General features: G+C 68.8%; 22 protein-coding genes. 16 read left to right on the top strand and 6 right to left on the bottom strand.

The window, feature by feature from the left end; genetic code table 11:
• Positions 1 to 36: 36 nt before the first annotated feature.
• The 7 genes from ACFVYR_RS27680 (at position 37) to ACFVYR_RS27650 (ending at position 7,548) form a co-directional block, all read left to right on the top strand.
• Entirely contained in the window at positions 37 to 1,023 is a 987-nt protein-coding gene (locus ACFVYR_RS27680) for a LysR family transcriptional regulator (RefSeq protein WP_384254995.1), read from the top strand.
• A 186-nt stretch (positions 1,024 to 1,209) separates the two neighbouring features.
• The gene (locus tag ACFVYR_RS27675; RefSeq protein ID WP_384254992.1) at positions 1,210 to 2,076 is read left to right on the top strand and encodes a hypothetical protein; all 867 of its coding nucleotides are present in this window, start codon (positions 1,210 to 1,212) and stop codon (positions 2,074 to 2,076) included.
• Between the two features lie 257 nt (positions 2,077 to 2,333).
• The gene (locus ACFVYR_RS27670; RefSeq protein ID WP_384255139.1) at positions 2,334 to 4,412 is read left to right on the top strand and encodes a glycosyltransferase; all 2,079 of its coding nucleotides are present in this window, start codon (positions 2,334 to 2,336) and stop codon (positions 4,410 to 4,412) included.
• Complete coding sequence (locus ACFVYR_RS27665; protein ID WP_384254990.1) at positions 4,409 to 5,767, top strand: acyltransferase; 1,359 nt, start codon at positions 4,409 to 4,411, stop codon at positions 5,765 to 5,767. Before ACFVYR_RS27670 ends, ACFVYR_RS27665 begins: the two co-directional genes overlap by 4 nt.
• Before the next feature lie 209 nt (positions 5,768 to 5,976).
• Entirely contained in the window at positions 5,977 to 6,603 is a 627-nt protein-coding gene (locus tag ACFVYR_RS27660) for a hypothetical protein (protein WP_384254987.1), read from the top strand.
• The gene (locus ACFVYR_RS27655; protein WP_384254985.1) at positions 6,600 to 6,731 is read left to right on the top strand and encodes a hypothetical protein; all 132 of its coding nucleotides are present in this window, start codon (positions 6,600 to 6,602) and stop codon (positions 6,729 to 6,731) included. Before ACFVYR_RS27660 ends, ACFVYR_RS27655 begins: the two co-directional genes overlap by 4 nt.
• Before the next feature lie 31 nt (positions 6,732 to 6,762).
• Positions 6,763 to 7,548 (top strand): hypothetical protein, encoded by a 786-nt coding sequence (locus ACFVYR_RS27650; RefSeq protein WP_384254983.1) that lies wholly within the window; start codon positions 6,763 to 6,765, stop codon positions 7,546 to 7,548.
• Here ACFVYR_RS27650 and ACFVYR_RS27645 read toward each other — a convergent pair.
• From ACFVYR_RS27645 to ACFVYR_RS27630, 4 genes are all read right to left on the bottom strand, one after another.
• Complete coding sequence (locus ACFVYR_RS27645; protein WP_384254980.1) at positions 7,545 to 7,745, bottom strand: DUF397 domain-containing protein; 201 nt, start codon at positions 7,743 to 7,745, stop codon at positions 7,545 to 7,547. The two genes, ACFVYR_RS27650 and ACFVYR_RS27645, sit on opposite strands and share 4 nt — an antisense overlap.
• A gap of 12 nt (positions 7,746 to 7,757) precedes the next feature.
• Positions 7,758 to 8,075 (bottom strand): Scr1 family TA system antitoxin-like transcriptional regulator, encoded by a 318-nt coding sequence (locus ACFVYR_RS27640; protein WP_384254978.1) that lies wholly within the window; start codon positions 8,073 to 8,075, stop codon positions 7,758 to 7,760.
• Positions 8,076 to 8,267: 192 nt separating this feature from the next.
• On the bottom strand, positions 8,268 to 8,456 hold the full coding sequence (locus ACFVYR_RS27635; protein ID WP_384254976.1) for a DUF397 domain-containing protein: 189 nt from the start codon (positions 8,454 to 8,456) through the stop codon (positions 8,268 to 8,270).
• 15 nt (positions 8,457 to 8,471) lie between these two features.
• Positions 8,472 to 9,323 (bottom strand): helix-turn-helix domain-containing protein, encoded by an 852-nt coding sequence (locus ACFVYR_RS27630; protein ID WP_384254974.1) that lies wholly within the window; start codon positions 9,321 to 9,323, stop codon positions 8,472 to 8,474.
• A 219-nt stretch (positions 9,324 to 9,542) separates the two neighbouring features.
• Between ACFVYR_RS27630 and ACFVYR_RS27625 the strand changes: the two genes are divergently transcribed.
• Positions 9,543 to 10,016 carry an ATP-binding protein gene (locus ACFVYR_RS27625; protein WP_384254972.1) on the top strand — a complete coding sequence of 158 codons (474 nt, stop codon included), beginning with the start codon at positions 9,543 to 9,545 and terminating at the stop codon, positions 10,014 to 10,016.
• Here the strand turns inward: ACFVYR_RS27625 and ACFVYR_RS27620 are convergent.
• Both ACFVYR_RS27620 and ACFVYR_RS27615 read right to left on the bottom strand, forming a co-directional pair.
• Entirely contained in the window at positions 10,000 to 10,644 is a 645-nt protein-coding gene (locus ACFVYR_RS27620) for an NAD(P)-dependent oxidoreductase (RefSeq protein ID WP_384254969.1), read from the bottom strand. The two genes, ACFVYR_RS27625 and ACFVYR_RS27620, sit on opposite strands and share 17 nt — an antisense overlap.
• 68 nt (positions 10,645 to 10,712) lie before the next feature.
• Positions 10,713 to 11,702 (bottom strand): EamA family transporter, encoded by a 990-nt coding sequence (locus ACFVYR_RS27615; RefSeq protein ID WP_384254967.1) that lies wholly within the window; start codon positions 11,700 to 11,702, stop codon positions 10,713 to 10,715.
• Between the two features lie 158 nt (positions 11,703 to 11,860).
• On the opposite strand from ACFVYR_RS27615, the gene ACFVYR_RS27610 reads away from it, so the two are divergent.
• From ACFVYR_RS27610 to ACFVYR_RS27575, 8 genes are all read left to right on the top strand, one after another.
• The gene (locus tag ACFVYR_RS27610; RefSeq protein WP_384254964.1) at positions 11,861 to 12,385 is read left to right on the top strand and encodes a MarR family winged helix-turn-helix transcriptional regulator; all 525 of its coding nucleotides are present in this window, start codon (positions 11,861 to 11,863) and stop codon (positions 12,383 to 12,385) included.
• A gap of 232 nt (positions 12,386 to 12,617) precedes the next feature.
• Positions 12,618 to 13,277, top strand: coding sequence for a hypothetical protein (locus tag ACFVYR_RS27605; protein ID WP_384254962.1), 660 nt, complete (start codon positions 12,618 to 12,620; stop codon positions 13,275 to 13,277).
• A complete protein-coding gene (locus ACFVYR_RS27600; RefSeq protein WP_384254959.1) occupies positions 13,265 to 14,308 on the top strand; it encodes a hypothetical protein in 1,044 nt (347 codons plus the stop codon). Before ACFVYR_RS27605 ends, ACFVYR_RS27600 begins: the two co-directional genes overlap by 13 nt.
• Positions 14,309 to 14,421: 113 nt before the next feature.
• Positions 14,422 to 14,718 carry a hypothetical protein gene (locus ACFVYR_RS27595; protein WP_384254956.1) on the top strand — a complete coding sequence of 99 codons (297 nt, stop codon included), beginning with the start codon at positions 14,422 to 14,424 and terminating at the stop codon, positions 14,716 to 14,718.
• Complete coding sequence (locus ACFVYR_RS27590) at positions 14,715 to 15,911, top strand: putative T7SS-secreted protein (protein ID WP_384254953.1); 1,197 nt, start codon at positions 14,715 to 14,717, stop codon at positions 15,909 to 15,911. Before ACFVYR_RS27595 ends, ACFVYR_RS27590 begins: the two co-directional genes overlap by 4 nt.
• Before the next feature lie 5 nt (positions 15,912 to 15,916).
• The gene (locus ACFVYR_RS27585) at positions 15,917 to 16,576 is read left to right on the top strand and encodes a hypothetical protein (protein WP_384254950.1); all 660 of its coding nucleotides are present in this window, start codon (positions 15,917 to 15,919) and stop codon (positions 16,574 to 16,576) included.
• 18 nt (positions 16,577 to 16,594) lie between these two features.
• Entirely contained in the window at positions 16,595 to 17,863 is a 1,269-nt protein-coding gene (locus ACFVYR_RS27580) for a hypothetical protein (RefSeq protein ID WP_384254947.1), read from the top strand.
• Between the two features lie 156 nt (positions 17,864 to 18,019).
• Complete coding sequence (locus ACFVYR_RS27575) at positions 18,020 to 19,360, top strand: nitrate/nitrite transporter (RefSeq protein WP_384254944.1); 1,341 nt, start codon at positions 18,020 to 18,022, stop codon at positions 19,358 to 19,360.
• The last annotated feature ends 52 nt before the right edge of the window (positions 19,361 to 19,412 follow it).

The raw sequence follows: 19,412 nt of genomic DNA, 5'->3' as shown, positions 1-19,412 counted from the left end.
GTGCCGATTCACGCACCTGCGTTGTAGGTTCCTGCGATGACCGCAGAACCAGTCGTACGCCGCCGCGATGTGGACCCGCGCCTGCTGCGCGCCTTCGTCACCGTCGCGGAGGAGCTGCACTTCACCCGGGCGGCCGCCAGGCTGTACGTCGCACAGCAGGCGCTGAGCCGTGACATCCGGCGCCTGGAGCGGGAGTTGGGCGCAGGGCTCTTCGCGCGTACGACGCGGCAGGTCGTGCTGACCGCCGACGGCGAGCGGCTGCTGCCGTACGCGCGGCGCGTCCTGGAGGCCCAGGACGACCTGGCCGCAGCCGCCACCGGCGCGGCCCGCCCGCTGCTCGTCGACCTCAACAGCCCCGGCCTGGTCTTCGGCCGTATCCTGGAACGGGCCCGCGAACTCAGCCCGGAGTGCGAGCTGATGGCCCGCTTCGAGAGCGGACTCACCGGCGCCGCCGCCGAGTTGCTCGCCGGGCGGCTCGACGTCTCCTTCGGGCGCTTCGCGGGTCTGGCTCCCGCGCTGCGGGCCGGGCTCGACCAGCAGCCCGTGCGGTACGAGCCGATGGCCGTGCTGCTTCCCTCCGGCCATCGGCTGACGGAGCTCGACGCGGTGCCGCTGGACGCGCTCGCGGGCGAGATCGTGTACGCGGGGGCCGGCAACCCCAGGACGCCGGAGTGGACCGACCTCGCACGCTGCCTCTTCAAGGGGCGCGGCATCGAGATCGCGCCACCCGTGCCGCTCGCCGTCGGCGTCGCGGAATTCGAACGAGTCATGGCGAAGAACCGGTATCCGGTCCTCGCGGTGGTGGACTTCCCGGCCATGCGGGGAGCCGAACTGCGGCCGCTGACCGATCCCGTCCCGCTGTCCCCGGTGTCGCTGGTGTGGCGAAGGGGCCTTGTACACCGGGGACTTACCGCGATGCGCACGGCCGCCGCGACGCTCGCCGCCGAGGAAGGCTGGCTGGACAGGCCTTCGGGCACCTGGGTTCCGACCGCAGATTCACTCATCATGATGAGTCCGAACTGACGACAACCACACGCCTCGCTCCGGTGCGTACATTCGTGGCCTGAGGGTTCTCGAGTGCAGCTTGAGCACACCTCGAATGCATGGTGAAAGTGGGGGCGTTGGGATCGGGTGGGGGCCCGGTCCGGTCGGCGGGCACTCGTGTTCGTACGCGCACCCGAGCCGGATATGTGGGGGTTGTGCGTACGCATGGAAACGTGGCGAGAAGATGCCCTGTCAGGACACACTCATGATCCGAACGAGGTCACCGTTCAGATCGACGGCGTCGGGCGCCAACTGGCGGACCTGCCTCCCGACCCGGGCCGGGAGGCCACGGCCGACGGACCGGTGTTCGTCGACGAGACGGGCCGCCGCAGCCGGAGGTTCCGCAGGCTCGGCGTGATCGTCGGCATCGTCTGCGCGGTCTACGCGGTGGTCATCGTCGGCACGCTGCTCTCGGGCAACTCCAGCGCGCCCTGGCTGCCCATGCCGGGCCCCGAGGACGACAAGCCCGCGAGCAGGATGCGGCTCCCCGACCGCCCGGCGGTACCCGCCGATCCGTACTTCCCGTCGAGGGTCTCGCCGTCGGACGAGGCCAGGGGCGGCCCCAACGGAATGCCGGAGTCCGGTGACAGCGACGAGCTCGGCCCCTTCCGGACCGGGGGCGACGACAGCCGGGGCACGCCCTTTGCCCCCGGCCCCCGTTCGAGCTCCGGCACCAGCACTGGCACCGGCTCCGACACCGGCCCCGACACCGGCTTCGGCCCCCGTCCCGCCGACGGCGTCGACAGGCCAGGCCCGGGCCCCGGTCCGGCCGTCGGGACCCCCGGCCCGGTCCCGCCCGGCGGCACCGCGGGCCCCGGCTCCGGACCCGGCCCCACCGATCCGACCGTCCCGCCCGTCGAGCCGCCCCCGGCGTCCCCCGCGCCCAGCGTCAACGGCGGTGTCAGCGGCGGCGGAAGCGGGGGAGACGGCGGAGGCGCGGGCGCAGGCGGCGAGGCCCCCGTCGTCTACACCTCTCCCGCGGCGCGGTCCGTCTCGGACACCAAGCCGTCCTCGGAGGGCGCACAGCGATGAACTTCCGCACCACCCGGGGCCGGTCCGGCCACCTCCGGGCCGACGGCCACACCCACGGGCCACGCACCCACGGGCCACGCACCCACGGGCCACGCGCCCGCGGGCCCGGCGCCCACGGCCAAGCCTCCCCGGGCCCGGCCACTGACGTCCGCCCCGGCCCGGCAGAGAACCGGCACGCCCCCGGCAGCGGACGGCGCCGCCACCGCCTGCCCCTGCGCCATCTGCTGCCCCTGCTGCTCCTCGTCGCACTGCTCGCGATGCTGATGCTGCGCGGGTACGTGCACAGCGAGATCCTCGCCGACCATCGCGTCAGGCCCCCCGCACCCACCGATCACGTGCCGCGGAAGATCCTTGAGGGCGGCCCCGTCATCGACACGCGGGGCGGCCGCGAGACCACGCTCAAGGTGCCCGACCACCGGCTCGTGCTCACCTTCGACGACGGCCCCGATCCGGAGTGGACGCCCAAGGTCCTCGACGTCCTGAAGGAGCACCACGCCCACGGCGTCTTCTTCGTCACCGGCACCATGGCCTCGCGCTACCCCGGCCTCGTGCGGCGCATGGTGGACGAGGGGCACGAGGTGGGCCTGCACACCTTCAACCACCCCGACCTCTCCTACCAGTCCACGAGCCGCATCGACCGGGAGCTCTCGCAGAGCCAGCTCGCGCTGGCGGGCGCCGCGGGCATCCGGACCTCGCTCTTCCGCCCGCCGTACTCGTCCTTCGCGAACGCCATGGACGACAAGTCGTACCCGGTCACGCGGTACATAGGCCGCCGCGGCTACCTCACCGTGGTCAACAACACCGACAGCGAGGACTGGCAGCGCCCCGGCGTCGACGAGATCATCCGCCGGGCCACGCCCAAGGGCGGCGCGGGCGCCGTCGTCCTCCTGCACGACTCCGGCGGCGACCGCTCCCAGACCGTCGCCGCGCTGGACCGCCTCCTGCCCGGACTGGACCGCAAGGGGTACCGGCTGGTCAACCTCACCGAGGCCCTGGCCGCGCCGAGCGCGCACACCGAGGTCAGCGGCGTGGAGCTGTGGAAGGGAGAGGCCTGGGTCTTCCTTGTCGGGGTTTCCGAGCACCTCACCGACGGGCTCGCCGTGGCACTCGCCGTCATCGGCGTCCTGGTCCTCGCCCGCTTCGGACTGATGCTGCTGCTCTCCGCGGTGCACGCGCGCCGGGTGCGACGGCGCGACGACGGCCGGTTCCCGCCGGTCACCGAACCGGTCTCGGTCCTGGTCCCCGCCTACAACGAGGCCAAGTGCATCGAGGCGACGGTCCGCTCCCTGATGGCGGGCGACCACCCCATCGAGGTCATCGTCATCGACGACGGCTCCTCGGACGGTACGGCACGCCTCGTGGAAGGGCTGTGCCTGCCGGACGTACGCGTCGTACGCCAGCGGAACGCGGGCAAGCCGGTCGCCCTCAACCGAGGCCTGGCCAACGCCCGCTTCGACCTCATCGTGATGATGGACGGCGACACCGTCTTCGAGCGGTCCACCGTCAGCGAACTCGTGCGGCCCTTCGGCGACCCGCGCGTGGGCGCAGTCGCGGGCAACGCGAAGGTCGGCAACCGCGACTCGCTCATCGGCGCCTGGCAGCACATCGAGTACGTGATGGGGTTCAACCTCGACCGCCGGATGTACGACATGCTGCGCTGCATGCCGACGATCCCGGGCGCGGTCGGTGCGTTCCGGCGGTCCGCCCTGGAGCGGGTCGGCGGCATGAGCGACGACACCCTCGCCGAGGACACCGACATCACGATGGCGCTGCACCGCGACGGCTGGCGCGTCGTCTACGCCGAGAAGGCGCGCGCCTGGACCGAGGCCCCGGAGTCGGTCCAGCAGCTCTGGTCCCAGCGCTACCGCTGGTCGTACGGCACGATGCAGGCGATCTGGAAGCACCGCGGGGCGCTCGTCGAGTCGGGCCCCTCCGGCCGCTTCGGCCGGGTCGGGCTCCCGCTGGTGTCGCTGTTCATGGTCCTGGCCCCGCTCCTGGCACCCCTCATCGACGTCTTCCTCCTCTACGGCCTGGTCTTCGGCCCCACCCAAAAGACCGTCCTCGCATGGCTGGGCGTGCTCACGGTGCAGGCGGTCTGCGCGGCGTACGCCTTCCGCCTCGACCGCGAACGCATGACCCACCTGATCTCGCTGCCCCTCCAACAGGTCCTCTACCGGCAGCTGATGTACGTCGTGCTGCTCCAGTCCTGGATCACCGCTCTCACCGGGGGCCGGCTCCGCTGGCAGAAGCTCCGGCGCACGGGAGTGGTGGAGGCGGCGCCCGTATCCATCCCCGGGCAGCGCACGGGCAGCCATGAGCGGAGGCCCGTCGCATGAGCCACGGCCGCGTACCGGAGGGGTTGCGTCCGCCCAGCATCGACACGACGCGTTCGGCGGCTCGCGAAGAGCCGGGGTGCGGGGGGCGGGGGCGCGGGGAGCGGGGGCGTGAGGGACCGGGGCGCGACCGTTACCTGGACCTCCTGCGCTCCCTCGCGCTCGTCCGCGTCGTCGTCTACCACCTCTTCGGCTGGGCATGGCTGACGATCGTCTTCCCGTCCATGGGGGTGATGTTCGCGCTGGCGGGCTCACTGATGGCGCGCTCGCTGAAGCGGCCCGCGTGGAGCGTGATCAAGGGCCGCGTGCGCCGACTCCTCCCGCCCATGTGGGTGTTCAGCGCGGTGGCGCTCACGCTGCTCTTCGCGGGCGGCTGGAACATCTCCGGGGACCCCGACCACGGGGGTACGTGGGGCCTGCTCTCGATGGTCGGCTACGTGGTGCCGGTGGGCGCCGCGCCCTTCCCGTGGCACCTGGGCGATCAGGCGGGACTCCTGGAGGACACCTGGGCGGTGCAGGCGGTGGGACCGCTCTGGTACATCCGCGCGTACCTGTGGTTCGTCCTCGCGTCCCCGTTGCTGCTGCGGGCGTTCCGCAGGTTTCTCCGGGCGACGCTGCTCGCCCCGCTGGCGCTGACGGCGGTGGTCGGCACGGGCGTCGTGACGATTCCCGGCGAGACGGGCAACACGGTCTCGGACTTCGCGGTCTACGGCAGCTGCTGGGTCCTGGGCATCGCCCACCAGGAGGGCGTACTGGCGCGGGTCCCGCGCTACCTGGCCGTGTCGGCCGCCGCCCTCGTCATGGCCTTCGGCCTCTGGTGGGCCTCGGCGCATCCGGGCCCGGACGGCTGGGACCTGAACGACATCCCGCTGGCGCAGGCGACGTGGTCGCTGGGTTTCGTGGTCATCCTGCTCCAGTACGCGCCGTCCTGGCAGGAGTTGCCGGGAAGGCTGGCGAAGTGGGACAAGCTGGTCACGCTCTCCAACCGGCGGGCGATCACGATCTACCTCTGGCACAACTTCCTCATCATGGCGACGGTGCCGATCATCGACATGGCGTACGACCTGCCGCTCATGGAGGACGAACGCTGGAGTTCGGCGCTCGACTCGACGTACATGCTGTGGATGACCGTCCTGGTCTGGCCGTTGATCGGCCTGACGTTGGTGGCCGTGGGGTGGGTCGAGGACCTGGCGGCGAAGCGGAGGCCGAGGCTGTGGCCGGATGGACGTACGTACGGGCGGGCGGACGGGCGGACGTACGGGCGGACGGCCGGAAGTGGAGGTTCCACTCCCGGCATCGCCCGCGGACCGTTTGCGCCTCGTACCGCGAAGCAAAAGGGAACCGGGCTCGATGAGTGACTGACGGCTGACCAATGGTCGACCGAAAGCCAGCCGAAAGCTGGTCGAAGGGCAGGGGTTTGGGTCGGTATACCCCACTGCTAGGCACACTCGTCGCTGGCATGGCCACAGTCCCCATGGATAGCTTGGTTCACTCCAGAGAACCTCCCACCCTTCACAGGAGCTGACCGGCCGTGAACCGCCGCCCGACTTTGCTCGCAGCGGCCGCCATGACTGTTGCGGCAGTCGTCTCGCTTTCGGCCTGCGGAGCGAGTGACGGCGATTCCCAGGACAAGGACAAGATCGCCGGTGCGGACTCGGGTGGCCGAGCGAGCGAACCGCCGTCCGCCAAGGCGCCCGACGACGGGGTCGACCGGCCGGAGATCGAGTTGCCGAAGGGGGTGAAGAACGTCTTCGAGGGCGGCAGGACCGGTGACTCGAAGAAGGACGCCGTGCTGGCCGACAACGAGCGGTGGCTCAACTCCCTGATCGAAGCGGTGACCGTCGAAGCCAAGGATCACCCGGCGCTGAAGTTCTACGCGGCGGGCGACGGCCTGGTGGCGTCGGCGGAGTACATCCAAGGATTCCAGGAGAAGAAGAAGAGCTTCGTCGGGACCATTCGGTACTACGACCGCAAGGTCACCTTCCTCAAGGACGGTGTCGCGGCGGTGTCGTACTGCAAGGACGGCACCAAGACGTACCCCAAGGATCTGAAGACCGGCACGGTGGACAGGTCGATCGAGGGCTCCGCGAGCGACTACGCCTTCGTCAACACGCGCGTGACAAAGAACGACAAGGGCGTGTGGCAGACGGACTCCGTCACGTCCACGACGGCATCCAAGAAGTGCACGCCGTGAGTGCCCGGAAGCCGTCGGCCCGCTGGTTCGCTCCGAGCACCTCGGGTGAGGGCGGCAAGCTGCCGGCGGGTGAGTTCGGCGCGGCGCAGGACGTCGTCGTGCGAGAGGTTCAGTCGGTCAACCGGTAGCAGGACGACGCGGACGAGGAGAGGGAACGGCATGGGGAACGGCATGGGGAACGGGCGCGAGCGGGTCAGCAGCGGGCAGGTGCGGAAGATGTTCCGGCTCATGGCGAGCGGGGAGCCCGTGGTGCTCACCACCCCCATGTCCTCGCTGAAGAAGCTCGCCCGACTCGCATACGTCGCCGAGCAGTTCGGCTACCAGTACATGGACGCTCGTTACAGCGGTGGCCGCAACGCCCAGCTCCAGCTGTTCATCGCCCCCGACCCGAGCCCTCAGGCGCAGCAGCGTGCGGCGCAGTCCTGGGCCATGTATCCGCACGCCGCCGAAGCCGGTGCGCTCCCGCCGTCGCGGCCCGAGGCCGTGGAGCTGATCAAGGCCCGCGCCAAGTTCGACCTCACCGGCAAGAATGCCGAGCAGCGCATGCTGTACGGCATCGGTGGCGTCACAATCGCCAGTGTGGTGCTGGCCTTCCGCTTCGGGGGCGAGCGCGGTGACTTCGTCGTCGCGGGGATCATCTGGGTCGCCCTGATGGGCCTCGTAGGCATCGGCTTCGTCGTCAACCGGCGACGCAACGCGAAGTTCGCGGCGCGGCTCCAGGGGATGGGCTTCGTGCCGGTGACCGATGAGACGGGGCGCCTTCGGTATCTGCCGCCGGGTACGTCGTGGGGTATGCCGGTGGGTATGCAGGCGGGTCCGCCTCCGGGGGTGCCCGCGCCTGTGTACCCGAATCCGTACTTGAGCCCCTCTCCGTATGCGCAGGGGCCGTACGCGCCTCAGGCGCCTCAGGCGCCGCACCAGTACCAGCAGCCGCCGTCGGCCTAGGACCCGTGCCGACGGGCTGCCTTCAGCGTCTGTATCAGGGCATGCAGTGGTGTGGGGGCGGTGATGAGGATCGCCTCGGGGGTGTCGCTTTCGCGGAGGTGGATCGTGGTCGGGGCGGGCGCGGATATGTAGACGCAGTTCGAGGAGTCGGGACTGAACGTGGACTTCTGCCATTGGGGGGTGGGCAACTCCGGCATGACTGGTTCCTCTCAGGTGTCCTGGGCGATGCGGTGGATGAGGTCGCGGGACTCGGCGGGCCCCAGCGCGTTCTCCTCCATGCGGGCAATCACGAAGCGGTACTTCTCCAACTGTGCTTCGGCGTCGAGGAATTCACAGCCGTGGTGTGCGTCCAGCTGGACTGTATCGAGCTGTGGCACGGGCCCACTGAGGTAGTCGATGGGCTGCCCCGTGCCGGGGAAGGACCCCCTGCCGAACGGGAGTACGCGCACGGTGACGTGTTCGAGCTCGCTCATCTCCAGGATGCGGTGGAGCTGGCCCCGTACGGTGGCGGCTCCGCCGTATCCCATGTGCAGGCGCCTTCGGTATCTGCCGCCGGGTACGTCGTGGGGTATGCCGGTGGGTATGCCGGTGGGCCCGCCTCCGGGGGTGCCCGCGCCTGTGTACCCGAATCCGTACTTGAGCCCCTCTCCGTATGCGCAGGGGCCGTACGCGCCTCAGGCGCCGCAGGCGCCGCACCAGTACCAGCAGCCGCCGTCGGCCTAGGGCCCGTGCCGACGGGCTGCCTTCAGCGTCTGTATCAGGGCGTGCAGTGGTGTGGGGGCGGTGATGAGGATCGTCTCGGGGGTGTCGCTTTCGCGGAGGTGGATCGTGGCGGGGGCGGGTGCGGATATGTAGACGCAGTTCGAGGAGTCGCCACTGAAGGTCGACTTCTGCCAGTCGGGTCGCATGGGGGACGTCTTCTCTCAGAGCTGCTGGGCGAGGTTGTGGATGAGGTCGCGTGACGCGCGAGGGGTGAGCGCGCCGTGCTCCAGTCGATCCAGTACGGTGCGGTACTTCGCCAACTGTGCCTCGGCATCCAGGAATTCGCATCCGTGGTGTGTGTCCAGCTGCACTGTGTCGAGTTGCGGTACGGCCCCGGCGAGGTAGTCGACGGACTGTCCGGTGCCGGGGAAAGCGGCGTCTCCGAAGGGAATGACCCTGATGGTGACGTTGGGCAGCTCGCTCATGGCGACGAGGTGGAGCAGCTGGGCGCGGCTGGTGGCGGAACCGCCGAAGCCCATGCGCAGGGCGGACTCGTGGATGGTCGCCGCATACGGGGCGGGGGAGTCCCTGTGAAGCACTTCCTGGCGCTTGATGCGGTGTGTGAGGCGGTGCTCGATCTCGTACTGACGCATGGGCGGGACCACTGCGCGGAAGAGGGCGCGGGCGTGGTCCGTCGTCTGTAGGAGCGCGGGGATGTGGATGACCAGGGCAACCCGGAACTCCCGCGTGTGGTGCTCCAGTTCGGCCAGATCGATCAGGCTTACGGGGAGGTGATCTCGGTACTCGTCCCACCAGCCCCGTTTGCGGCCGCCTGTCATGGCGGCCAAGGCGTCGAGCAGCGAGTCGTCGGCGCAGTTGTAGGTACGGGCGAAGCTGCGGATGCGGTCGGCGCCCACAGGGTAGCGGCCGGCCTCGATGCTGCTGATCTGGCCCTGCCTGAGGCCCAGCTGCTCGGCGGCGGCTGTCGCGGTCAGTCCTGCCTGCTCTCGTAGCTTGCGCAGTTCGGTGCCCAGTCGCCGCTGGCGGAGGGTCGGGTTGGTGCTGGGCGGCACGTGTGCCTTCTCTCTTGCGGGGCGTGGCCCTCGCGTCACCCACACGAGGGAAATGTGAAGTGTGTTGCCTGTTCAGTATCAAGTATCACACTGACTCCTCTACGGTGAGTCGCATACCGCCCAACTAGCCGCGTCCATGAGCCGGAAGAGCACCGCATCACGGCGGCATCGCCACCGCTGGACGCCAGGCGGGCACCCCCTTCCTCCCAGGAGCCATCCATGGTCACCGTAACCCCACCCGAAGGCTGGTCCTACGCGCTTCACCTGCCCCATGACCCCCGCGCCCCGCGCGTGGCCCGTATGACCCTGCGGGCCGCCCTCGCCGGGCACGGCATGGCCGAACTCGGTGACACTGCCGAGCTGTTGACGTCCGAGCTGGTCACCAATGCCTACCGGCACACCGAAGGGCCCGCCTCGCTGCGACTGCGATCCGTGCGGGCGGGCCGGCTCCGGGTGGGGGTGTGGGACACCAGTTCCCACATTCCCGCCCCCTTCGACAAGCCGCCCGGGGCCTTCGGGGGCGCGACGGCGCCGCCCGCCCCGGAGGGTTCCGGTGGCGGGCGGGGGCTGCATCTCGTGTGCGAGTGTGCCGACTCGTGGGGCGGGTGGCTGCTCGGGCACGAACTCACGGGCCGGGGCGGCAAGTTGTTGTGGTTCGAGCTGGATCGCAGAGGGATCAGTAGCCGACCGTGAATCGTGCGCGGTGGTGGGCGGGGCGTTCGGCCTCGTCCAGGAGGGCTACCGCGAAATCCTCCATGGAGATCGCCGAGTTGCCGTCCGCGTCCACCAGCAGCTCGTCCTTGGCGAGGCGGAACTTGCCCGTACGTATGCCGGGTTCGAAGAGTGCCGCAGGGCTCACGTACGTCCAGTCCACGTCCGTCTCCGCCGTGCGGACCGCGTCGTACTGGGCGTTGGACGCCTCGGCTATGTGGCGCCAAGCCGCGGGGACGTAACGCGGGTCGTCGATCGCGAGGACCCCTTCCGTGCCCGGGACCGTGAGGCTGCCCGCGCCGCCGACCACGAGCAGGCGGACGCCGGTGCCGGCCAGGCCCGCGAGCAGTGACGTGGAGACGGTGGCGTGGTCGCCCTCGCGGCCCGGGGCCGGTCTCGTGGCATTGACCACCAGGCCCTGTCGCGCGCTCAACTCCCGTACGTCGTCTGGGTTGGCCGCGTCACCCGTGCGGTGTACGGCGTCGGGGTGCAGCTCCGTGAAGCGGGCGGCGTCGCGGACGACGGCGGTGACCTCGTGGCCCCGGGAGAGGGCTTCGGTGACGATGCGGCTGCCGGTGTTTCCTGCTGCTCCGAAGACGGTGATGCGCATGGGAGTGCTCCTTGGGTTGTCGGTTGTCGGTTATCGGTTCTCGGGGTCTTGCGTGCTGTGGGAGGGCGTCAGCTCGACTTGGGCTGCCGGGGTCCGGAGTTCCTGGCCTGGCCGAGGAGCACGCTCGCCAGCACCAGGGCCAGGCCGACGAGCTGCCACACGGTCAGGGTCTGGCCCAGGAGCAGCAGGCCCGCGAGTGTGGCGACCACCGGGTTGGTCAGGCCGAGGAAGGAGAGCGAGGACGCGGGGAGGCGTTCGATGCCGCGGAACCACAGGGCGTACGCGAGGGCCGTGCCGATGATGCCGAGGTAGGCGTATCCGGCGATGTTGGAGCCGGTGAAGTGGTCGGGCAGGCCCTCGGCGGTGAGGGCGACGGGGGCCAGTATCAGACCGCCCGCGGTCAGCTGCCAACCGGTCAGGGCCAGGAGCGAGACGCCCTCGGGTCGACCCCACCGCTTGCTGAGCACCACGGCGAAGGCCATCAGCGTGGTGGCCGTCAGCATCGCCGCGATTCCCGCGAGGTCGACCACCGCGCTGCCGCGCAGGACGAGGAGGGCGACGCCCCCGACTCCGACGAACCCGGCGGTCAGCGTACGGCGGGTGGGGCGCACCTTCAGGATGCCGACTCCGAAGCCCGCCACGAGCAGGGGCATGACCGCGCTGATCGTCGAGGCGACGCCGCCGGGCAGGTGGTAGGCGCCGAAGAAGACGAGCGGGAAGAAGGCGCCGAAGTTGAGTACGCCGAGCACGGCGGCCTTCCACCACCAGTCGCCGCGCGGCAGTCGCCGGGTGAGGGCGAGGAGGATGAGGCCGGCGGGCAGGGCGCGCAGGGCGGCGGCGAGCAACGGACGGTCGGGCGGCAGGAGTTCGGTGGTGGTGACGTAGGTGGTGCCCCAGGTGGCGGGGCCGATGGCGGCGAGCGCGGCGATGCCGGCGGCGGCTTTGGCGGAGGTGCGGGGGGCCGGGGCCTGCTCCCGGACTCCCTGGGCCTGGACGGTCGAGCTCCGGACGGTCGAGCTCTGGACGGTCGGGCTCTGGACATCGCTCTGCACGGACATGACGCTTCCCCTCGTTTTCCCCTGAACGCTGTTATTCTCAACGTTGAGATAAATATGAGCCCTGGGCCTGCGAACGTCAAGTATCTGAACGTTGAGAGATTTGCGTGCGCGGAGAAGAGACGCCGCCGGCCCGGCTCCCCGAAGGAGGAGGACACCTCGTGACCGACCAGGAGAGCGCGGACGCCATCGACGAGCTGCGCGGCCAGTGGCGCCGCGAGCGCCCCGACCTCGACCAGGCACATCTGGACGCGATGGCCCTGGTGGGCCGCATCAAGCGCGCCGATCACCTGCTGAGCAAGGGCATGAAGCGGGTCTTCGTCGAATACGGCCTGGAGTTCGCGGAGTTCGACGTGCTCGCCACGCTGCGCCGGGTCGGCGCCCCGCACGAACTGACCGCGGGCGGCCTCCTGAAGACCGCGATGGTGACGTCCGGCGCCATCACCAACCGCCTCGACAAACTGGAACGCAAGGGCCTGATCGAACGCCGCCCCGACCCCGCCGACCGCCGCGCCATCCGCGTCCGCCTCACCCCGGCGGGCATGGACGTGGTCGACCGCGCGGTGGTCGACCACGTCGCGAACGAGGAGGCCATGCTGGCGGCCCTGACCCCGGAGGAACGTACGGCTCTCGACGGGGCGCTGCGCCGGCTGCTGGTGTCACTGGGAGATACGCATCTGGGGTGAGGCGGGCCTGCGTTGCTTTCGCGGGGCGTGAACGGATGGCTGGGCGCCCCTCCTCGCGTGGCACTCAGTGATCAAATCGGTGCAGTTGGCGATCGACTCCCGCCAACGGCAGGCGTGTGCGGCCGCTATGCCCGCGTATGCCTGATGTGCGGCAGAGCTCGACGTGGCCTAGCCCTTCTCTCATGGATAGCTTGGTTCACTCCAGAGAACCTTCGCCCCACAGGAGCTGACCGTGAACCGCCGACCCGCCCTGCTCACAGCGGCCATCATGACTGCTGCGGCGGTCTTCTCCCTCTCTGCCTGTGGAGGGGGAGGCGGTGGTTCCGAAGGCAATGACAAGATCGCGGGCGCAGGTTCCGGAGACGAGGCGAAGAAGGCCCCGTCGGCCACGGCTTCGCCCGCCGGGATCGATCGGCCCAAGATCTCCGTGCCGAAGGACGTCGACCTGGTATTCGCTCCCGAGGCGACGGGAGACGCCAAGACCGACGCGGTGTTGCGCGACAACGCGGAGTACTGGCGAGCCATCATCGAGTCGATCGAGAAGCAGGACCCGAAGTCGGAGGCTGTGCGGTTCTACAGCAAGGGGTCGGGGCTGCTTGGGACGATCGAGTGGTCCGGCAACTTCATCAAGTCCGACCTGACGCTGGCGGGAACGGTGCGCTTCACCGACCGAAAGGTCAAGTTCAGCAAGGACGGTTCGGCCGGTCTCACCTATTGCTCGGACGAGTCCAAGGGATTCACGAAGGACCGCAAGACCGGGGAAAAGCACGTCACGCAGGCCGGCAAGGACTCGTACATCCTCTACAACGATCGTCTGCGCAAGAACGCCGACGGCGTGTGGCAGCTCACCAACAGCACCTCCGAGATGGGGAGCGCGCTGTGCCGGCCGTGAGTCCGAAGGGCGTGGTCGTGACAGCCCTCGCGGTCATGGTCATCAGCGCACAGGCAGCATCGCCGGCCTGGGCCGGATGGTCGGATCAGACGGACGGCAAGCAGGCGAAGGGCGGCAAGAGCGGCCGGACCATCACCGTCGAGACCAAGATTCGGACATCGGTCAACGGCAACTCCAACTCGTCCAGGACCGGGAATCTCTCGTCAGCGGACAGCAATTGGGATCCACCCGCCTGTTGGTACGAGCCCGCTTTCTCGCCCAAGGAGATCGAGCGAACGGTCAAGGCGTGGCGGGGCTTCGGAGGCGGTGTGCCGCTCTTCGACGGTGTCGGGGAGTTCGTGGGCGACTTCCTCGACAGCCGCTACAAGGAGGGGCATCCGTACAAGAACTACAACCTCGACAAGCAAGGAAAGGGGATGTTCTGGGCCGCTGCTCCCAACCCGAACCGCAAGGGCGATCCCGAGGCCAGCGCATGCGACAGGCAGCCCTTCTGGGTCGACAAGGGCGAGACGCCGAAAGAGCCCCTGGCCGTGACACCCGAGGTCCTCGCTGAGTACGCCTACGACGAACTGCCCGTACCTGGCACCGAGATCGCCATGGCGCCCGAGGGGGTGACGAAGGTCAACCTCCCAACGTGGGCCTGGCTGGACAGGGCGAAGTTCAAGAAGGTTTCCGTCACGGCAAGCATTCCGAACTCAGGGCTTTCCGCGACTACGACAGCCGAGCCCGTCTCGCTGTCGATCGATCCGGGAACGGACGACGCCGAGACCTACCCCGCCTCCGGGGAGTGCCCCATCGAGGGCGGCAAGATCGGCACCCCCCGTGCCAAGGGCACTCCGGCAGACACGCAGCCCGCGTGCGGGGTGAAGTATCTGAGGTCCTCCGGTGACACCTCGTACAACCTCCGGGCGACCGTCACCTGGGAGATCAGCTGGACCAGCACCACAGGCGAACGCGGAACGCTGCCCGACGGGCAGTTCGGCGCGGACCAGCAGGTTGCGGTCGAGGAGGTGCAGTCCGTCAACCGGTGAGCGGAAGCGGGGGTCGGCGGCCTGCGCCGAACATCCCGGGCAGGGGCTCGTACCTGCCGGAAGCGGCTGCCCCCCCATGGATCTCCTGCTGCGTGACGAGGGGAAGAACGCGCGTGAGCGACCTGTACATCGACGGCGAAATGTTGCGCCGAGTTCGACGCAACTTGGGAGATATCGAGGATCTTCTCGGCAAACCGATCCGGGCCATGGCTGACATGGATGTCAAAGCGATGGGCACCAAGGACTTGGAGCGCCGTATGGAAGATTTCGGCGAAGAGTGGGACTACGGGATCGGGCAGTTGCGAAAATTTTCGAAGGGGGCGGCGAAGACTCTGGCCCATATCGAGAATACCTTTGAAAAACTGGACCTGGATCTCGCTGCCGCGCTCTCGAAGGCGGCGAAGAAGTGAGTGCCCCCGCGATCGATGACTTCCCTGCGTTGGGGTTCGTCCCGTGCCCGGGAAACCATGACGAAGTGGACAAGGTCGTCGGCTCGATTCGTGGAGCGGCAACCGCACTTGGGGAGATCAGAAGGGTCCTGCGCGGCGCTGACGACGGGGAGTGGCGGGGGAAGGCGGCCATCTCCTTCCGGGAGCTGCTGGATGACGAGTTCCGGCCCAAGGTGGAGGAGGCCTTCGATTCCTTCGACGGGGCGAAGGCCGTCATTCAGGGCTGGGCCGACTATATGAAGGACAAGCAGAAGGTGGCCCGCGGCCTTGAGCGGGAAGCCGCAGAGATCAAGAAGGCTGTCGATAAAGAAAAGGGAAAGAAGGGAGGTGCGGGGAAGCGTGAATCCGGGTACGAGGCCAAGGAGACGTCAACCGGTTCCGATGACGACACCGATCCGGTCGAAGAGGTGCGCAAGCGGGCGCGGACTCTACATGCGAATTATGAAGAGGAAGGGAAGAACGCTGCCGATCGCCTGAAAGATGCCATCGATGTGGCACCGAATGAGCCCGGCTTCTGGGAGAGCCTGGGCGACTTCATCGGCGACGTGCTCGATAAGATCGGTGATGCGCTGGCGTGGGTGCACGATCAGCTCATCGAGTTACTGGGCAAGTTTGCCCCTCTGCTGGACCTCATCGGGGATATCGCGGGGCTCTTGAGCGCCGTCACAGGGCTTCTGGCGCTGATCCCGGGGCTTCAGTTCATGGCCGCTGTCTCGCTCCCCCTGGCCGGAGTTGCACTGGGGGCCCACTACCTCTCCGCAGTCGGCACCACAGGGAGTTTCGGCAAGGCGTTGCTGACCAAGGACGTCATCATGGATGCCGTGGGATTCGGGGTCGGAAAGTTGGGCGCAAGGATGGGGGACAGTGTTCTCGCGGCGGCTCAGCTCTCGGGAGCGCCGATGCGGACGGTCCCCCAACTCATCGGCCCTGCCCAGGAAATTCCGTACGGAATATTTCAACTCGCCAAGAGTACGCCCAGTGCTTCCTATGTCATGGGGCAGGATGAGTTCATCTCACGTGCCGCCAGTTTCCATATGACCTGGGCTGGGCACGCGCTGACGGCCGAGGGCGGCGGCGACACCGCCGAGACCGTCGGAAAGATCTTCAAATGGGACTTCGGCGCACTGACGCAGAAGCCAGTGGTGTCCAAATGACTGTGGTGAGCGACGAAGTGGCAGGCATCGAGCCGGGTCGGGTCGAACTGTTCGTTCCTCCCGACTGGTTCGACCTGTTGGCCGACGGGGCCGACAAGGAAGCCGCTCGGGTCCGTTGTGCCGAAATGATCCGCCTTACCTACCCGAACACCCCGGCGTGCCGCAGTGAGGAGTTCGTCGACGGTTTGATGGAGTGCCATGAGCGCTACCTCGCCGACGGTGCTCTCATGTACGGCGTGATCACGGCGCCGCTTCCCAGCACGGGCGCACAGGCCGTATGGCAGGTGCAAGCGGGGGTCGTCGCCGTGCCGTCGGCCCCTGACGAGGTGGACCTCGGTGAGCTGATGTCGAGAGTGTTCGACGCGCAATTCAGGGATCAGGTCGCCTACGTAGAACGGTTCACCACGGAAATGGGGATCGGTATCGGGTTTCTGTCACAGCCGCCTGTTCCCGTTCCGGAGGACTGGGAAGAGGAGGTTCCCGCAGACTTCAGGACCGGTCTGGCGGGTGCCCTGGCCTGCCCGCCCGAGGGAGGCAAGGGTCTCCTGGTCATAGGGACCTGCTTGGATCCTGACCAAGTTCGTGAGCTCGCCGGTCTCGTTGCGATCATTGCCGGGAATTCGGTCTTTCTGCCCGCCTCGCCACCGACTCCGAGTGACCAGTAGGACGACAGAGGAACGGACATGACGAATACCACTCACGCAGACTCCTCACCACGAGGTTCGTTGTTCCGTGCGGCGCCGCTTCCCGAGGGACCCGGTCCGGCCGGGGCGTGGCCGGAGCGGGCGGATCTTCTGCGGGTGCAGTCGGAGGCGCTCAGGAAGCTGATGCGTGAGGATCTCTCGCGTGGCCGTGGACTGGTCTTTCTGTTGTGTGCGGGGCTGGCGACCCTCGTGGCCGTTCTCGTGCCGGTCCTGTTGGCCGACGCGGCCTCGAGTGACAGCGACGACTTCGCCGTATCGGTCGCGGGCTGTTTGCTGCTGGTGATCGTTGCGCTGCCGGCGCTGCTGGTCCTGCGCTCGTTGCGTGCCCGAGGGCTGCGGCGTCGGCGTCTGTTGCGTGAATGGGCCGCTGCGGATCGGGGGCACGACTCCGAGATCCCGTCGGGCTACGGATCTCAGGGCTCTCCGCACTCCCGCTTCTTCAACGCGGCGGCCATCCTGGTCGTGGCGTTCGTCCTGGCTGTCGTGGTGTCGGCGAACGTGTCCGATGCCGACGCACTGGTGATGCTGCCGGGGCTGGCCGTGGGAGCATCCTTCGCTTGGGCGACGGTGCGGAAGTACGCCGACCGGTACAGCTGGGCGTCGCGGGAGAACGTGATGCGAGGGCGCGCCCGCCGACGGCATCAGCACCGGACTCAGATGTCCGGAGGGGTGGAAGTCCAACGGGCCGGGGTCGGCCCCCTGTTGCTCTACGTCGCTCTGTGTGCGCCCGTCACCATCGTTGCGGTGGTCTTCGTGATCGTCCGGCCGGAGAACGTACTCGGCCTCGTCCCAGTGGGTCTTATCGCCCTGGCCGTGTTGGTCGTCGGCCTGCCCATGACCGCGCTCCGGCGGAGCCGGGAGCGAAAGCGGCTCGCTCGGGCTGTCGGCTCCCTGGCGGCCGAGTTCCCGCCCGGAGCGGTCGTGCATCCCGTCCGGTATGGGCTGGGCGAACCCACCGAGCATCATCTGGCCGACGGCCCCGCGGCGTGGGATTGCGGCCCCTCGCGGGCCGGCGTGCTGGCGATCGGCGCGGGGGCGCTCCAGCTTCGCGGGGCGGACGGCAGCGCCCTCGACATCCCGCTCACGGAGCTCGTGTGTGTGGTGTGCATCGCCAATACGGTGAACTGGCTCGATCCGACTGTCGACCTCCTTCTCCACTCCGGCTATTCGGTCGAGCTGCGCACGGCCCGAGCCCAGGAGGTCGCCGAGACGCTGTCCGGCGCGGGGGTGCGGACCGTGTCTGTCTAGAGCTCCCCGCCCCCTCACCACCTCACCCCGCCCCAAGTGAGAGCAACGTTCCCCCACGGTCACCGGAGGCCACGAGGTCGAAATGCGGGATGCCTAGCTTCGGGAGGCGTGGGGTCGTCCTTGGGGGGCGGCCGGGGCGACGTCTGGAGGCATGTGATGTGGATCGAGCGGTGGGATCCGGAGGATGAGACCTTCTGGAAGGAGGAGGGCGGGGAGCGGGTCGCCCGGCGGAATCTGGCGTTCTCCGTGCTCTCCGAGCACATCGGGTTCTCCGTGTGGAGCCTGTGGTCCGTCATGGTGTTGTTCATGGGGCCCGAGTACGGCATCGACGCCGCCGGGAAGTTCTTCCTCGTGTCGATGGCGACCCTCGTCGGCGCCGTCGTCCGCGTCCCCTACACCTTCGCCGTCGCACGCTTCGGCGGGCGCAACTGGACCGTCATCGCGGCGTCCCTGCTGCTCGTGCCGACCGTCGCCGCCTTCGTGGTCATGGAGCCGGGGACGTCGTACGGCACGTTCATGGTGTGCGCGCTGCTCACCGGCGTCGGCGGTGGCAACTTCGCCTCAAGCATGACCAACATCAACTCCTTCTTCCCGTTGCGGGAGAAGGGATGGGCTCTCGGGCTCAACGCGGGGGGCGGCAACATCGGCGTGCCCGTCGTGCAGCTCGTCGGGCTCGCAGTCATCGGCGCGGGCGGCGGGCCGCGCCTGGTGCTCGGGATCTACATTCCCCTCGTCATCGTCTCCGCCGTCTGCGCCTTCCGCTACATGGACAGCATCTCGTCCGTCCGCAACGACACCGGGGCGGTGAAGGCCGCCGTCCGCGACCCGCACACGTGGATCATGTCGTTCCTGTACGTCGGGACGTTCGGGTCGTTCATCGGGTACAGCTTCGCCTTCGGGCTCGTCCTGCAGACGCAGTTCGGGCGTACGCCGCTGGAGGCCGCCCAGCTCACCTTCATCGGGCCGCTCCTCGGCTCACTGATCCGGCCGGTGGGCGGGCGGCTCGCCGACCGGTTCGGCGGGGCGCGCATCACCCTGGGGAACTTCCTCGGGATGGGCGCCGCCACCGGCGTGGTCGTCGTGGCGTCCGTGCGCGAGTCGCTGCCGCTGTTCGTCGGCGCGTTCGTCGCGCTCTTCGTGCTCACCGGGCTCGGCAACGGATCGACGTACAAGATGATCCCCGGCATCTTCCAGGCGAAGGCCGAGGCCAAGGGGCTCGTCGGCGAGCAGGCCGCGGCGTACGGGCGGCGGCTCTCCGGGGCGGCGATGGGGCTGATCGGGGCGGTCGGCGGGCTCGGCGGCCTCGCCATCAACCTCGCCCTCCGGCAGTCCTTCCGGACGGTCGGCTCCGGCACCGGCGCGTTCGTCGCCTTCCTCGTGTTCTACGCGGTGTGCTCGGCCCTCACCTGGGCCGTATACCTTCGAGCGGCGGCCCCCCGTACGGCCCGCGCGACCGCCACGGAGGAGAAGCCGCAGCTCGGCTACGCCGAGGTGTGACGTGCTGCCGTGCTCGGATATGACGTAACACGACGGACATCGCAGCGAACCG

Origin of the sequence: Streptomyces sp. NPDC058284 (assembly GCF_042881135.1) — a bacterium.
In the GTDB taxonomy this organism is placed as follows: Bacteria; Actinomycetota; Actinomycetes; order Streptomycetales; family Streptomycetaceae; genus Streptomyces.
Note: the sequence above shows the minus strand (reverse complement) of the source record. Positions and strands in the feature narration are given on the sequence as shown.

Coding starts and splice junctions, on each gene's coding strand:
- ACFVYR_RS27615 (WP_384254967.1), bottom strand. CDS start 11,702: ATGTCCGTGCAGAGCGATGTCCAGAGCCCGACCGTCCAGAGCTCGACC.
- ACFVYR_RS27575 (WP_384254944.1), top strand. CDS start 18,020: ATGTGGATCGAGCGGTGGGATCCGGAGGATGAGACCTTCTGGAAGGAG.
- ACFVYR_RS27625 (WP_384254972.1), top strand. CDS start 9,543: ATGGTCACCGTAACCCCACCCGAAGGCTGGTCCTACGCGCTTCACCTG.
- ACFVYR_RS27675 (WP_384254992.1), top strand. CDS start 1,210: ATGGAAACGTGGCGAGAAGATGCCCTGTCAGGACACACTCATGATCCG.
- ACFVYR_RS27580 (WP_384254947.1), top strand. CDS start 16,595: ATGACGAATACCACTCACGCAGACTCCTCACCACGAGGTTCGTTGTTC.
- ACFVYR_RS27660 (WP_384254987.1), top strand. CDS start 5,977: ATGACTGTTGCGGCAGTCGTCTCGCTTTCGGCCTGCGGAGCGAGTGAC.
- ACFVYR_RS27635 (WP_384254976.1), bottom strand. CDS start 8,456: ATGCGACCCGACTGGCAGAAGTCGACCTTCAGTGGCGACTCCTCGAAC.
- ACFVYR_RS27680 (WP_384254995.1), top strand. CDS start 37: ATGACCGCAGAACCAGTCGTACGCCGCCGCGATGTGGACCCGCGCCTG.
- ACFVYR_RS27670 (WP_384255139.1), top strand. CDS start 2,334: ATGCTGATGCTGCGCGGGTACGTGCACAGCGAGATCCTCGCCGACCAT.
- ACFVYR_RS27650 (WP_384254983.1), top strand. CDS start 6,763: ATGGGGAACGGCATGGGGAACGGGCGCGAGCGGGTCAGCAGCGGGCAG.
- ACFVYR_RS27640 (WP_384254978.1), bottom strand. CDS start 8,075: ATGGGATACGGCGGAGCCGCCACCGTACGGGGCCAGCTCCACCGCATC.
- ACFVYR_RS27620 (WP_384254969.1), bottom strand. CDS start 10,644: ATGCGCATCACCGTCTTCGGAGCAGCAGGAAACACCGGCAGCCGCATC.
- ACFVYR_RS27665 (WP_384254990.1), top strand. CDS start 4,409: ATGAGCCACGGCCGCGTACCGGAGGGGTTGCGTCCGCCCAGCATCGAC.
- ACFVYR_RS27645 (WP_384254980.1), bottom strand. CDS start 7,745: ATGCCGGAGTTGCCCACCCCCCAATGGCAGAAGTCCACGTTCAGTCCC.